Genomic DNA, 14,091 nt, shown 5'->3' with positions numbered 1-14,091 from the left:
TCTGAAATCAATTCACGGGAGGCCGGCACCATGTTTCATTTAAGTCAGAACTATGAACTAGGTGTGATTGTATTGATTATGGCCTTTCTGATTTTTTATGTGCCTGTGGCTTATGCCTTTATTGCCATTCGCAAACAGCGGAAGCGTAATCAAAATAAGTAGTGTCAGCTGCTGTATTTTTTACGAAATCAGCACAATAACCGATAAAACTTAATTTTGCTTACACAGAACAAGCGTAAAATGGTGACATCTTCGAAGCTGAGATGTCAGTCACCGACATTTACAACGAAGAGAGAATTGATATGTCTATCCTGAGTTGGGACGATTTGGAAAATGATGAACAGAAACCAGTTGCACAAACTCACCAGTCTGCGCCCGTCGAGCCGCCGAAAACGGCTCATGCGCAAGTGGTATCTGATGCACAGCAGCCATCGTCGGGTGTGGCAGCTGCACAACCCGCTGGAACCGGTTCAGCAGGAACAGCACATCCAGCCGATCCACTGGCAAGAGCATCTGCTTCCCTAGACACACTGGATGTTGCACCCGGCCTTGAAGAACTGGAAATGGGTGCTGAACGTGTTCAGGTTGATGATAAAGCCATGATCAACTGCCGTGCTGACTTAAATCAGCTGGTGCCTTTCAAATATGAATGGGCCTGGCAAAAATATCTGGATGGTTGTGCTAACCACTGGATGCCGCAGGAAATCAACATGAACCATGACATTGCGTTATGGAAATCTGAAAATGGTCTGACAGATGACGAACGGACCATCATCATGCGTTCCCTGGGCTTTTTCTCAACAGCAGATTCCCTGGTAGCCAACAACCTGGTGCTTGCCATTTATCGGCTGATTACTAACCCGGAATGCCGTCAGTACATTTTACGTCAGGCTTTTGAGGAAGCCATTCATACCCATGCTTACCAGTATTGTATTGAGTCACTGGGCATGGATGAAGGTGAAGTGTTCAATATGTACCGTGAAGTCCCGTCGGTTGCCCGTAAGGCTGCCTGGGGTCTGAAGTATACACAGTCACTGGGAGATCCCACCTTTAAGACCGGCACACCTGAAGATGATCAGCAGTTATTGCGTAATCTGATTGCATTCTACTGTGTGCTTGAAGGGATTTTCTTCTATTGCGGTTTTACCCAGATTTTAAGTATGGGCCGCCGCAATAAGATGAATGGTGTGGCTGAGCAATTCCAGTACATTTTGCGTGATGAGTCCATGCATGTGAACTTCGGTATTGATATGATTAATCAGATCAAAATTGAAAACCCGCATCTCTGGACGGCTGAATTCCAGCAGGAAGTCATTCAGATGCTGCTTGAGGGCACCATCCTTGAAATCGAATATGCACGTGACACCATGCCACGTGGTGTATTGGGTATGAATGCAGCCATGATGGAAGAGTATCTGAAATTCATCTGTAACCGTCGTTTATCCCAGCTCGGTTTACCGGAACAATACCCTGGTGTGAACAACCCATTCCAGTGGATGTCTGAAATGATGGATCTGCGTAAAGAGAAGAATTTCTTTGAAACACGGGTGACAGATTATCAGACGGGTGGTGCGTTGAGCTGGTAAGTTGAATCCGTCACGTCACGCGACACATAAGTTGACATTTACGACACATGTAACGACATTACGCGACACATGTAACGACATTACGCGACACATGTAACGACACTGAAATAAAAAATCCGACTTAATGTCGGATTTTTTTGTTATTAACTCAATAATTAATGTGAAATAGAATTAATCAATTAAAATCTAATTATTACCATGAATTTGTGCCGAGAACACGGTATGAGCTCTGCTACGTTCTACAAGTGGAAGAGCAAATATGGCGGTATGGATCATTCCATGATAACCCGACTGAAAGAGCTTGAAGCCGAGAATGCCCGCCTTAAACGCATGTATGCTGATGAGCGCCTTAAAACAGATATCCTTCAGGATGCACTTTCAAAAAAGTTGTGAGGCCAGCTCAACGTAAACTACTTGCTCAACAAGCTGTTGAGCAATATCAAGTCTCTGTGAGTAAGGCCTGCCTGATCTTTGATGTCAGTCAAACGTGCTATCGCTATGCAGCTCAATTAAAGCAGCAGAACGTGGTGATCGCAGACTGGCTAATAAAGCTTACCAGGGACCATCAGACCTGGGGCTTTAAACTTTGCTTTTTGTATCTTCGCAATGTCAGGGGATATGGTTGGAATCATAAACGTATCTATCGTATTTATAAGGAATTGGAACTTAATCTACGTATCAAGCCAAAGAGGCGCATTAAACGGGAACAGCCTGAATCCCTTGCAGTACCGACAGCTAAGAATGAATCATGGTCCATGGACTTTATGCATGATCAACTCAGTGATGGGCGTAGCTATCGAGTACACAACGTGATTGATGACTATAATCGCGAGTCACTGGATATATTGATTGATTTTTCATTACCCGCAGAACGTGTGCTGAGAGGGCTTAATCAATTGATTGAATGGCGAGGTAAACCTAAACGTATTAGAAGCGACAATGGTCCGGAATATATCAGTGAGCTAATGGAAACGTGGTGTGATCAGCATGGTATTGAGCATGTATTTACTCAGCCAGGCAATCCACAGCAAAATGCCTATGTTGAGCGATTTAACCGTACAGTACGTTATGAGTGTCTAAATCAGTATTTATTTCGAGATCTGAGCGAAGTTGAGGACTATACAACTGGCTGGCAGTACTTTTATAATCATGAACGGCCTCATATGTCAGTAAATGGCTGTCCACCTATTTTTAAACAATAACAGGGGCTTTGGATTTTCTACCCATTAATTCAATTAAAAATGGGGGTATTACCGTTTCTCTTTCCAATTTATAGCCCAAACTACCATAGTCATCAATCAATCTCCTCAAAACATCCCTATCATTTTTAAAGTTATTATTAAATTCATTAAAATAAATATCAAACCCATTAGGAATAAAAATTGGACTGCTCCCAGTATCCTGGACACGAGACAGCCTCATTTTGAAGCTGCCTCAAATGCTTCTGGGCTCATCCCATCAAGATGCGAATGACGTCTGATTCGATTGTAAAACATCTCGATATAATCAAACACATCTGCACGGGCCATTTCTCGAGTTTTATAGATTCTCTTTTTAATTCTTTCCTTCTTCAGGCTGCTGAAAAAGGATTCAGCAACGGCATTGTCCCAGCAATTTCCGCGACGACTCATACTCGGAACCAAATTATGCTTCTGACAGAATTTCTGCCAGTCTGCGCTGCTGTATTGTGAGCCCTGGTCTGAGTGTATGATCACAGGTTCATTGGGTCTGCGTCGCCATACTGCCATTAAAAGCGCATCCAATACGATATTCCTGGCAAGCGTAGGTTTCATTGACCAACCGATAACTTTTCTCGAATATAAATCAAGAACCACAGCCAGATATAACCAGCCTTGCCAGGTGCGAATGTAAGTTATATCAGTCACCCAGGAGGTGTCAGGTGTGTTTACGACAAACTCTCGATTTAAATGGTTTGGTGGAACAATCTGAGGACGACCGTGACTATGGCTTTTATGCTTCTTATATCCTCGAACAGCGGTAATACCATTGTTCTTCATGATCTTCAGCACACGATTAGGTCCACAGCTTTCACCCAGCTCTTTAAGATCCAGCGTGATGCGACGATAACCATAGATGCCATAACTGGCATCATAAGAAGAACGGATGAGCTGTAATAATCGCTTATCTTCAATAGTCCTGCCTGATTCAGGTTCATGCAACCAAACGTAATAGCCAGCACGGGCAATCCCAAGAACCCGACACATCGTTTTAATCTTAAATTGATGGCTGTATTCAAGAATAAACTGATACTTTACTCGGGCAGGCTTGCAAAGTACCTTGCGGCCTTTTTTAAGATATCCCGTTCCTCTTCAGTCTGTTTAAGCTGACTTTTAAGACGCAGGATTTCTTTCTTTGCCTCAAGCAGTTCATGTTCATCCGGGTTGCTGCGTAAAGGCTGTACTGCCTTTAGCCATTTATAAATGCTGTGCTGTGATACCCCTAAACGTTCTGCGACATCAGTGACAGAATATCCACGTTCAGTAATCAATTTAACAGCTTCATCTTTAAATTCCGGGGTGTATCGTTGTCCGCTCATAATGTTCTCTCCTATGCAAAAATAATAGACGATATTTGTCCAGGAGAGTGGTGGCAGTCCAATAATAGACGATATTTGTCCAGGAGAGTGGTGGCAGTCCAAGAATAGACGATATTTGTCCAGGAGAGTGGTGGCAGTCCAATCAGCGCAGGAAGGAAAAGTTAAAATTGTTGTTATAGACTGCAATAGAATCACACTTTGAAAGCACCTTTTCAAAAATTGACAGAGGTTGTGTGGCGGATCAATGTCAATATGTGTCGCAGCAACACCTAAGCTATTGAAGTTAATAAACTCGAAATGACAAACAATGTGTCGTATGACATTGAATTCGCCGTTGAACGACACATCAGCTGTACTAGCTTAGACCTGATCTGACAGTCTCAATCAAATATCGGTAATTGTCAGATCAGGTTTAAGCTACTACAAATTCATGAGGCAATAAGCTGCCCTGGCATTGGGGTGTTCAATATCTGGCAGCGCCATGATGCCGACGAAATACTTAAATCAGTTGAATCACGCCCCAGAGATTGGGTTCCCTCGTCCCAGCCAATCAATACCAGAAAAAAATAAATGCTCCCTGTATAACAAAAAATGCATATGTGCTTTAATCATTTATAATCGGGATGGCATAACAATTGCTTATCTGCAAGCGTTATCTATAACAATGGACGTCAGAAGAAGAAGGCCTATGCAAAGTATTCAATCTCTTATGGAAACACTCAGTGGCTGGGTCTGGGGACCCTATATGCTGGTCCTGCTTGTGGGAACCGGCGTGTTTCTAACCCTGCGACTCATGTTTCTGCAATTCCGGCTGCTGCCTTTTGCGTTTAAACAGGTGTTTGGCAAACATGACAAGGCCAGTCAGCATGAAGGTGATATTTCACATTTTGCGGCATTAATGACTGCCCTGTCGGCAACCATCGGCACCGGTAATATTGCCGGGGTTGCAACAGCATGCGTACTGGGTGGGCCCGGTGCAGTCTTCTGGATGTGGATGACCGCACTGGTGGGTATGGCAACCAAGTACGGCGAAGGCGTGCTGGCCGTAAAATACCGCATTACCAATGAAAATGGACAAAAATCCGGCGGTCCGATGTACTACATTGAACATGGGCTGAAATGGAAATGGCTGGCGATTCTGTTTGCCTTGTTCGGAACCATTGCATCATTTGGTATTGGCAGTTCGGTCCAGTCCAACACAGTTGCGTTGGCTGTACAGAACAGTCTGGGCATACAGACCTGGGTGACCGGCATCATCATCACCGCTTTTTCTGCCCTGGTCATTCTGGGCGGGATTAAATCTATTGCCAAAGCGTCATCCTTTATTGTACCGATTATGGCTGTTGGCTACGTACTGGGCGGACTGGCCATTATTCTGACTAATATTGACCTTATTCTTCCGGCTTTAAAATTGATTTTTATCGATGCATTTACAGGTCAGGCCATTGCCGGTGGCGCCATTGGTACCGTCATCCGTTATGGCGTTGCACGTGGCGTCTTCTCTAATGAAGCCGGCATGGGTTCTGCACCCATTGCTGCTGCCGCTGCAAAAACTGACCATCCTGTGCGTCAGGGCCTGGTGTCCATGACCGGAACATTCATTGACACCATTATTGTCTGCAGTATTACGGGCCTGGTACTGGTCATGGGCTATATTGTCGCCGGAAATAGCTTTGGTACCGAAACAGGTGCCGTACTGACCACACATGTCTTTGATCGCTTATTGCCGGGTATCGGTGGCTGGGTGGTGACCTTCGGTATTATTTTCTTTGCCTATTCCACCATTCTGGGCTGGTGCTATTACGGTGAAAAGTGTGCAAGCTATTTATTCGGTGAAAAATTTGTCCCGATTTACCGCGTCATTTACATCTGCACGGTGTTTATCGGTACCGTGGCGACACTTGACCTGGTGTGGTTATTTGCAGACACCTTCAATGGTCTGATGGCAATACCCAACTTAATTGCCCTGTTACTGCTTTCCACAGTCATTGTCAAAGAAACCAAGGACTTTCTGGCACGACGCAAATCCGGTGAATTGTACTAGCGTCTCAGACAGTATCCTGATTCAGAACGAGCTGCCGGATGGCAGCTCTCTGATTTCCCCCTATATTTTTAACGCTGAATGTGCTGTATAGTTTCAGCATTTCCTGCACTCCCCTTTGAAAATTATGGCAAAAGCAAAAACCGTTTACCGCTGTGAACAATGTGGCACCGAGCATCTTAAATGGGCAGGTCAGTGTTCCGAATGCGGTGAGTGGAATAGCCTGGTTGAAGCCCGGATTGAACCGGTTACAGCACACCGGGCCAAAGCCGGTCTGAGTGGTGGCTACGCCGGGGAAAATGCACAGATCACCACACTGAATAAAGTCACTGTCTCCACTGAAACCCGACTGGAAACAGGCATCAGCGAATTTGACCGTGTACTGGGCGGCGGCCTGGTGACCGGATCCGTGGTATTAATTGGTGGTGACCCTGGTATTGGCAAATCCACCATTTTGTTACAGACCGCCACACACATGGCAGCACATGCTCACAGCTCCGCACTGTATATCACCGGTGAAGAATCGTTGTCTCAGGTGGCTTTAAGGGCAAACCGACTGGATTTACCGACCGATCAACTGAACGTCATGGCTGAAACCTGTGTGGAAAGAATCTGTGAAGTGCTTGCACAGCAACGCCCTGCTGTCGCCATTCTCGACTCAATTCAGACCCTGTACACAGAAACCCTGCAATCTGCCCCAGGCGGTGTCTCCCAGATCCGCGAATCTGCGGCCTTGCTGACCCGCTTTGCCAAGAACAGTGGTACGGCGTTATTTATTGTAGGTCATGTCACCAAGGAGGGTGCACTGGCCGGTCCCCGGGTGCTTGAGCACATGGTCGATTGCGTGCTGTATTTTGAAGGTCAGTCCGACTCACGTTATCGGATGATCCGTGCCGTCAAAAATCGATTTGGTGCTGTCAATGAACTGGGCGTTTTTGGCATGACTGATAAAGGGCTGAAAGAGGTGGCCAATCCATCTGCCATCTTTTTAAGCCGTTATGATGAAGCCATTCCCGGTTCTGTGGTCATGATCAGCCGCGAAGGTACCCGCCCTTTGCTGGTTGAGGTTCAGGCACTGGTGGATGATGCCCACAGTCAGCCACGGCGGGTTGCACTGGGTCTGGAACAGAACCGGCTGAATATGTTGCTTGCGGTCATGCACCGTCATGGCGGTGTCCAGACCTCAGGACAGGATGTCTATGTGAATGTGGTCGGCGGCCTGAAAATTACCGAAACCGGTTCTGATCTTGCGGTACTGCTTGCCTGTGCATCCAGCCTGCGTTCAAAAGCCTTGCCACAGCAGCTCGCGGTCTTCGGTGAAGTCGGCTTGTCCGGTGAAATCCGCCCGGTACCGAATGGACAGGAGCGTTTAAAGGAAGCCATTAAACATGGTTTTAAATATATTATTGTGCCCAGGGGCAATGCACCACAAAAAGCCATTGATGGTGTTCAGATCATCCCGGTCGCCCGCCTGCATGAAGCGCTGAGCGAAGCCATGCAACTCTGTGATGTAGTGGACTGAAATCGCTGATCGCTCAGAAAATACATGGCTGTGCATATATTTAAGAAAAATTCACGATTTTGATTGAAATTCCGGACAAAAGACTGCATATATAATAGCGACTCTACATTTTAAACAGGAAAAACCGATGGAAGTTCGACAGCGTAGTTTGATGGCAGGTTTATTAATGGCTACCCTTGTGGTCGCACCCCTGGCTGAAGCCAAGCGTGCAGGTGGCGGTAAAAGTCATGGCATGAGCCGTTCCTACTCTTCAAATCAATCTTACTCTCAACCCCGTCGTGCAACTCCTGCGCAACAACCTGCTGCTCCGGCTACTGCACCACAGAAATCCGGCCCGGGTGTAGGTGGTATGGTTGCAGCCGGTGTTGCAGGTGCAGCTATTGGTGCAGTCGCTGCAAACGCCATGGCGGATGACCATAATCCACATGCTCAGACCAATGACGCAGAACTTGCTCAGCAACAACAGGCTGCACAGCAGGAACAGCAAAAAGGTGGAATCCCCGGCTGGATCTGGCTGATTCTGATTGCCGGCGCTGCATTTCTTATTTTCCGTAAATTCGGTTCAAAAAAAAAATTAGCCAACGCTAATCCATACGCCCCCAATAACTCAGGTTCGTCATCTGCTGCCTTCGGTCAGGGCAATCCGCTGCAACGCAGCAATGACAATACCAATGTTTTTGGTCAGTCCGTCGGTGGCACGACTCAGGCACCTTTTGCAGATGCACCAGCCCAGTCACCGTTTGGAGCGGCATCTGCACAAAGCGGCAATCAGTTACCGGATGGTACCGAACCAGCCGCTTTCCTGCGTATTGCCCGTCAGCGTTTTAACCATATTCAATCCATGAATACGGCAAGTAATCTGGCAGAAATTCAGCGTTATCTGACACCTGAACTATACCAGTCCATGCGTGACGACATTATGGGCAATCAGGATCAGGACGTTGCAGAGTTCAGTAATTTAAATGCGATGGTGGTTAACGCTGCGACTGAAAATAATCAATACGTGGTCAGTGTGCGTTTTACCGGTACGGTCAGTGAAGATTTAAACAGTCTTCCACAGCCTTTTGCAGAAATCTGGCATTTCATTAAGCCTGTCGCGTCCACACAGGATTGGGTGGTTGCCGGAATCCAGCAGGAAAGCTGAGCATTCATGACCGGGCCTGTTCCCGTCAGCTCAAAACCCGGTGATTGATGAATCACCGGGTTTTTTATGAAATTTACATCCAGTCAGGAAAGTGAAAAATCAGCCAGGGCATCAACATGGATGCGTGTAGTATCAAATAAAGGCACTGCACAGGACTCCTGACCAATCAGCATGCCAATTTCAGTACAGCCCATAATAATCCCCTGTGCACCGGATTCAATCAATCCCTGCACGATTTCAATATAACGCTGCCGGGACGACTGCATAATTTTTCCCTGACAAAGTTCATCATAGATAATGTCATGCACGTCCTTTCTGTCACTGTCCACTGGAATCATCACCTCCAGACCACTTTGCAGCAGCCGGGATTTGTAGAAATCCTGCTCCATGGTAAAGGCTGTGCCCAGCAAACCAACTTTTTGTATACCCTGCTGCTGAATCTGCCGAATCGTTGCATCTGCAATGTGTAAAAAGGGAATGGAAATCTGCTGTTCAATCTGAGCGGCCACCTTATGCATGGTGTTGGTACATAATGCAATCACATCAGCACCCGCCTGTTGCAACCGCATGGCAATATCTGCCAGCTGCATACCGGCCTGGTCCCATTGCCCCTGCACCTGCAACTGTTCGATCTCAGAAAAATCAACACTGTACAGCATGACTTTTGCTGAATGCAGACCACCCAGCCGTTGCTGAATCTGATGGTTCAGATGCTGATAATACAGATCAGAAGATTCCCAGCTCATTCCGCCAATTAAACCGATTGTTTTCATGCATGATCATCGTTGCAATGCCGTGGCCTATTTTTTAACATATCCCACACTTTCTGAACAGGCACTGACCACATCAGCAGTAAATAGCGGTGGTCCTGCATCAGCATACGATCTGACCATAACCTGATATTGAAGCGACTCTGGCAACTCACCGCGCTTGTCACCAACAGCATGGCCAAAGAACCATAAAAAAATCCCGCATCAATTGCGGGATTTTTTCATCGGCTTCCATCAGCCCATTCACGTTTAAAACCTGCTGAACAACAGTCAGGCTTTTTCCAACAAATGGATTTACACGCTGTAATACATGTCAAATTCAACCGGATGCGTCGTGGTGTTCAGACGACGTACATCTTCGGTTTTCAGATCAATATAGGCATCCAGCATGTCTTTGGTGAATACACCGCCTTTTAGCAGGAAGTCCTGATCTGCCCGCAGTGCATCAAGCGCCATTTCCAGGCTGTGCGCCACGGTCGGGATGCTTGCTTCTTCTTCAGGAGGCAAGTCATACAGGTTTTTATCCGCTGCTTCACCCGGGTGAATTTTGTTCTGAATTCCATCGATACCTGCCATCAACAGTGCAGCGAACGCCAGATACGGGTTAGCCGCAGGATCCGGGAAACGGGCTTCAATACGCTTACCTTTCGGGTTTGAAACGTAAGGAATACGAATGGATGCCGAACGGTTACGTGCTGAGTAAGCCAGCATAATCGGTGCCTCGAAATGAGGAACCAGACGCTTATAGGAGTTGGTGGATGGGTTGGTAATCGCGTTCAATGCACGTGCATGCTTGATCACCCCGCCAATGAAGTAAAGCGCAAGCTCAGACAATCCTGCATATTCATCACCGGCAAACAGATTTTTACCGTCTTTGGCGATGGACATGTGAACATGCATGCCTGAACCGTTATCACCAACCATTGGCTTAGGCATAAAGGTCGCGGTTTTTGCATATTGGTGGGCAACGTTGTGCACCACATATTTAAACTGCTGTACTTCGTCAGCCTTACGTACCATGGTGTTGAAACTTACACCAATTTCCAGCTGGCAGGATGCAACTTCGTGATGATGCACTTCCACACGACCGGCACCCATGATTTCTTCAATTTTGTTACACATCTCTGCACGCATATCGTGATGAGAGTCCACCGGTGGCACCGGGAAGTAACCGCCTTTAACACGTGGGCGATGACCTGAGTTACCGGAATCATAATCCTTATTGGTTGACCATGCCGCTTCTTCTGCATACAAAGTGTGACGGGCGCCGGACATGTCGATGTCCCATTTCACTTCGTCAAATACAAAAAACTCAGGTTCAGGACCAAAAAATGCGGTATCCCCGATGCCTGTGGATTTTAAATATTCTTCTGCACGGCGGGCAATGGAGCGTGGATCACGTTCATAACCCTGACCTGTGGATGGCTCAATGACATCACAAGTCACAACGACGGTAGGCTCTGCAAAAAACGGGTCGATAAAGCCTGTTTCTGCATCCGGACGCAAAATCATGTCAGAGGCTTCAATCCCCTTCCATCCCGAAATTGAAGAACCATCGAACATTTTTCCATCTTCAAATGAGTCTTCATCAATTGAGTCAGCCGGGTAAGTTACGTGCTGCTCCTTGCCCCGGGTATCCGTAAAGCGAAAATCGACCCATTTTGCGCCACTTTCCTGTATGAGTTGAAGGACCTTGTTCGCCATGCTCATCTTGCTCCAATGAAGTATTATTGCACTTATCGAGTGCGTGTTAATCGTTGCCAATTATAAAGCAATTCCCATACCAGCTTTTTGCATAAATTCCAGAACCTTGAATCAGCTATCAGAATTCAGGCAATCTTTGTTTTTTTACCGGATTCATTATACTGTCTGTACAGATATTTGCACCACATTCAGACATATTTCAGGTGTCTGGTTTTATAAATACCACAGTAATGCACTATTTGTGTGCCAATTCATATTTTTGTCTTAATTTGGTGCTATGAAGATCCAGGTCTGCCCGAATCCTTTGCGGAATACCAGGGGGATACTGAATGACACAGGTCATAAACCGTACAGGTCAAGCCCATTTCAGCATACTGATGATGAAAAAACAATCAGCAACCGCCTGGATAATCAACCGTGCTCTATTTCAGCGCGGGCAATCAGGGATTCAACCATCAACAATACATCATTGCGTTTACGGGCATCCACAGCAAAAACCGGCATGATGCAATTCTGTATCGCCATCCAGTCCCGGTATTTCTTTAACAACTGGCTGGAGTCTTCATCCACATGAGTAATGCCCACAATAATGTTGCTGACATACTCACTGAACGAATCATAATAAAATTTCAAATCATCCAGCGCCCCTTTCCGGGAGTGATCAATCAGAATCACCGCACCGATTGCCCCTTTACAGATCACAGGCCAGATAAAATCAAACCGATCCTGCCCGGGTGTACCATACAAGCCGATCACGACATCGTCTTCAAGCAGAATTTCGCCATAATCGATACCCACCGTGGTCAGCACTTTGCTGTGCGCCTGTTCATCGGTATTGATTGCTTCTGTTGACACCACGTCCACTTCGGAAAGCGATTTAATCGCTTCGGTTTTCCCCGCCCCAATTGTTCCGCCAAAGACAATTTTATATTTTTGTAAAATCACAACCGCTCCCGATTCCCGGTGTATTCTTCATCTCAAATGAGACCCACTCATTAAATAACCTGTATACAATAAATCAACGTGGCATTAAAGCCCAAGCCGCCTTCGTAATTTCCCCAGAAAACTCCGCACCGCGCTTTCAGATTGTTTTGCCCCGGTACTGCTCAGCCTGGCCTGTCTGGCGTCAATTTTCTTCAGCATATCCATCATCAGGGCGACATTAACAAAATGCCGGATTTCCTGCAGTGGTAAATCCAGTTTTTTCTGAACCTGTGACAGGCTGGCTCCCTGCTCAAAACAGGCCGCAATTTTAAAGACATGTTGACGGTTATGCGCCGAATCCGGTTGTGGCCAGTATTGTAATTGATAAAAAGCCTGTGTGTGATTGATCTGCGGCAACTCAGGCGAATGCCACAACACATTCCACAGCCAGCTCCGTAAGTCCTGCCCCTGCACAGCACTGGCTTTCTCTGCTGTCTGCAGCGTGGCATAAGTATAGTTCAGACTTGAATCCAATCCCTGCACTTTTCGGTCACTGTCAACCCAGACCTGTTCAGTCCGGGTATTGACCAGCCCAATATTTCCTGAACTGTCAAAAATTTGCAGATTGCCATTCCGTTCGTAAAACAGTTCCTGGACAATTTTTTTTAAATCCTGTGTTTGTACTGTCTGATCTGCTTTCTTGTCTGCCGGCTGAACGACTGGAACGTGCAGATGACGATCCCGGAACCATTGTCTGATTTCATCCGTTGCCATAAAAGGTAAATACAGTTTGTCACCTTCAATGTGCCCTGATTTTTCATTTTTATTAATCAGCCTTAAGTAGGGAATCTGCTGGGAACCGACTAAGTTTTGAATAGTCGGTGAGCCGAAGAACATATCATTCACCAACAGAATATCCAGTTGAGGATCTGCAATATTTGACCAGCTGATTTTCAGCGCATCATCATACAGTGAACGAACTTTTTGTTTAATACTTTCCAGTACATTCAGGCTCAGGCCAAAAATGGCAATATTAATTTCTGCTTTCATTTACCCCACAAGGACCTTATCTAATTATTTGTGACTAGATTAACACTTTTATTTATTAAAACAAAACAAATCACTTTGTTAATTTGCAAATTTTCTGTGTATCTCCGGTTTGACTGAAAATATCAGCATTCAATCGTGTTTTTTCCATATCTGCACAGCCTCAACTGAACAAAAATCCGATACAGGCCTGCGATTCAACAGGAAGTTGAAGAATCCAGGTCAGAATCTGATACCGAAGGGTATAAAATAAATTCTCCGATCACAATATTTTCACCATTTGTAGTGATTGCGTACCAGGAAGATTTAAAGAAATAGTACTAAAAATTTAAATAGTGATACCAATCATGCAATTGTAAATTTATAAGAAAAATTCCTGAAATATAAATGAGATATAAACCCACCTACCCGAACATATCTCCACACTTCACTCTCACAACAACCTTAGTGTAAGTCGATAAAGAGCATAGTATAAAGACTCCAAAACATAGTTGAGAAGATTAAAATGTCTAATTTTAAAAGTTTTTCAAAAAATGCTTCAAATCAAGCCAATGATCAAACCCTACCCAACAAAACTGACAACAAACCTGATCCAGCTACTCCAAAACCATCCGGTGATCAGACAGATAAAGACGTTCAACCGAATCCCAACACTCCAAAAACCAAATAATCTTTTTTGAGTCCATAGAAAGGAAGTTATCATGATCTTCATGAAAAATAGTCTCAGTAAAACCAGGCTTAGGACAGAACAGGAACGTAATAGAACAAATTTTATTCAGCAAGAAAACTCAAACCC

At 45.6% G+C, this 14,091-nt stretch carries 12 protein-coding genes and 1 pseudogene; 7 read left to right on the top strand and 6 right to left on the bottom strand.

All coding sequences use genetic code 11. The features are described 5' to 3' along the window. The first annotated feature begins 30 nt into the window (after positions 1–30). The 3 genes and pseudogenes from ACT6PV_RS03635 to ACT6PV_RS03625 all read left to right on the top strand — a co-directional run. Complete coding sequence (locus tag ACT6PV_RS03635; RefSeq protein WP_445115124.1) at positions 31–162, top strand: preprotein translocase subunit YajC; 132 nt, start codon at positions 31–33, stop codon at positions 160–162. A 140-nt stretch (positions 163–302) separates the two neighbouring features. Continuing rightward, a complete protein-coding gene (locus tag ACT6PV_RS03630; RefSeq protein ID WP_445115123.1) occupies positions 303–1,586 on the top strand; it encodes a ribonucleotide-diphosphate reductase subunit beta in 1,284 nt (427 codons plus the stop codon). A gap of 204 nt (positions 1,587–1,790) precedes the next feature. Continuing rightward, positions 1,791–2,788 (top strand): annotated as a pseudogene (locus tag ACT6PV_RS03625) (IS3 family transposase); the annotation flags it as partial. On the opposite strand, the gene ACT6PV_RS03620 reads toward ACT6PV_RS03625, so the two are convergent. Together ACT6PV_RS03620 and ACT6PV_RS03615 are read right to left on the bottom strand one after the other, a co-directional pair. Next, positions 2,778–3,008: a hypothetical protein gene (locus ACT6PV_RS03620; protein ID WP_445115122.1), complete on the bottom strand. Its 231-nt coding sequence runs from the start codon at positions 3,006–3,008 to the stop codon at positions 2,778–2,780. The pseudogene ACT6PV_RS03625 and the gene ACT6PV_RS03620 overlap by 11 nt on opposite strands. After that, positions 3,005–4,143, bottom strand: a protein-coding gene (locus ACT6PV_RS03615) for an IS3 family transposase (protein WP_445114732.1) whose coding sequence is annotated in 2 segments (ribosomal slippage) — positions 3,005–3,885 and positions 3,885–4,143 — 1,140 coding nt in all. Because the reading frame shifts where the segments join, the coding sequence is not laid out codon by codon here. Before ACT6PV_RS03615 ends, ACT6PV_RS03620 begins: the two co-directional genes overlap by 4 nt. A 688-nt stretch (positions 4,144–4,831) precedes the next feature. On the opposite strand from ACT6PV_RS03615, the gene ACT6PV_RS03610 reads away from it, so the two are divergent. The 3 genes from ACT6PV_RS03610 to ACT6PV_RS03600 all read left to right on the top strand — a co-directional run bounded on the left by ACT6PV_RS03610 (position 4,832) and on the right by ACT6PV_RS03600 (position 8,850). After that, positions 4,832–6,187: an alanine/glycine:cation symporter family protein gene (locus tag ACT6PV_RS03610; RefSeq protein ID WP_445115121.1), complete on the top strand. Its 1,356-nt coding sequence runs from the start codon at positions 4,832–4,834 to the stop codon at positions 6,185–6,187. 124 nt (positions 6,188–6,311) lie between these two features. After that, complete coding sequence (radA, locus tag ACT6PV_RS03605; protein WP_445115120.1) at positions 6,312–7,706, top strand: DNA repair protein RadA; 1,395 nt, start codon at positions 6,312–6,314, stop codon at positions 7,704–7,706. 127 nt (positions 7,707–7,833) lie between these two features. Then, positions 7,834–8,850 (top strand): Tim44 domain-containing protein, encoded by a 1,017-nt coding sequence (locus ACT6PV_RS03600; RefSeq protein WP_445115119.1) that lies wholly within the window; start codon positions 7,834–7,836, stop codon positions 8,848–8,850. A gap of 83 nt (positions 8,851–8,933) precedes the next feature. On the opposite strand, the gene ACT6PV_RS03595 is transcribed toward ACT6PV_RS03600, so the two are convergent. The 4 genes from ACT6PV_RS03595 to ACT6PV_RS03580 all read right to left on the bottom strand — a co-directional run bounded on the left by ACT6PV_RS03595 (position 8,934) and on the right by ACT6PV_RS03580 (position 13,298). Continuing rightward, on the bottom strand, positions 8,934–9,623 hold the full coding sequence (locus ACT6PV_RS03595; protein WP_445115118.1) for an aspartate/glutamate racemase family protein: 690 nt from the start codon (positions 9,621–9,623) through the stop codon (positions 8,934–8,936). Between the two features lie 291 nt (positions 9,624–9,914). Then, on the bottom strand, positions 9,915–11,330 hold the full coding sequence (gene glnA / locus ACT6PV_RS03590) for a type I glutamate--ammonia ligase (RefSeq protein ID WP_445115117.1): 1,416 nt from the start codon (positions 11,328–11,330) through the stop codon (positions 9,915–9,917). Positions 11,331–11,735: 405 nt separating this feature from the next. Then, positions 11,736–12,269 (bottom strand): GTP-binding protein, encoded by a 534-nt coding sequence (locus ACT6PV_RS03585; protein ID WP_445115116.1) that lies wholly within the window; start codon positions 12,267–12,269, stop codon positions 11,736–11,738. Between the two features lie 84 nt (positions 12,270–12,353). Beyond that, positions 12,354–13,298, bottom strand: coding sequence for a hypothetical protein (locus ACT6PV_RS03580; RefSeq protein ID WP_445115115.1), 945 nt, complete (start codon positions 13,296–13,298; stop codon positions 12,354–12,356). A gap of 502 nt (positions 13,299–13,800) precedes the next feature. On the opposite strand from ACT6PV_RS03580, the gene ACT6PV_RS03575 reads away from it, so the two are divergent. After that, positions 13,801–13,965, top strand: a complete 165-nt coding sequence (locus tag ACT6PV_RS03575) for a hypothetical protein (RefSeq protein ID WP_445115114.1) — start codon at positions 13,801–13,803, stop codon at positions 13,963–13,965. Positions 13,966–14,091: the final 126 nt, after the last annotated feature.

It is taken from the genome of Acinetobacter sp. WZC-1 (assembly GCF_052544965.1).
This window is presented reverse-complemented; position numbering and strand designations above follow the sequence as displayed.

Coding starts and splice junctions, on each gene's coding strand:
- ACT6PV_RS03635 (WP_445115124.1), top strand. CDS start 31: ATGTTTCATTTAAGTCAGAACTATGAACTAGGTGTGATTGTATTGATT.
- ACT6PV_RS03630 (WP_445115123.1), top strand. CDS start 303: ATGTCTATCCTGAGTTGGGACGATTTGGAAAATGATGAACAGAAACCA.
- ACT6PV_RS03620 (WP_445115122.1), bottom strand. CDS start 3,008: ATGAGGCTGTCTCGTGTCCAGGATACTGGGAGCAGTCCAATTTTTATT.
- ACT6PV_RS03610 (WP_445115121.1), top strand. CDS start 4,832: ATGCAAAGTATTCAATCTCTTATGGAAACACTCAGTGGCTGGGTCTGG.
- radA (WP_445115120.1), top strand. CDS start 6,312: ATGGCAAAAGCAAAAACCGTTTACCGCTGTGAACAATGTGGCACCGAG.
- ACT6PV_RS03600 (WP_445115119.1), top strand. CDS start 7,834: ATGGAAGTTCGACAGCGTAGTTTGATGGCAGGTTTATTAATGGCTACC.
- ACT6PV_RS03595 (WP_445115118.1), bottom strand. CDS start 9,623: ATGAAAACAATCGGTTTAATTGGCGGAATGAGCTGGGAATCTTCTGAT.
- glnA (WP_445115117.1), bottom strand. CDS start 11,330: ATGAGCATGGCGAACAAGGTCCTTCAACTCATACAGGAAAGTGGCGCA.
- ACT6PV_RS03580 (WP_445115115.1), bottom strand. CDS start 13,298: ATGAAAGCAGAAATTAATATTGCCATTTTTGGCCTGAGCCTGAATGTA.
- ACT6PV_RS03575 (WP_445115114.1), top strand. CDS start 13,801: ATGTCTAATTTTAAAAGTTTTTCAAAAAATGCTTCAAATCAAGCCAAT.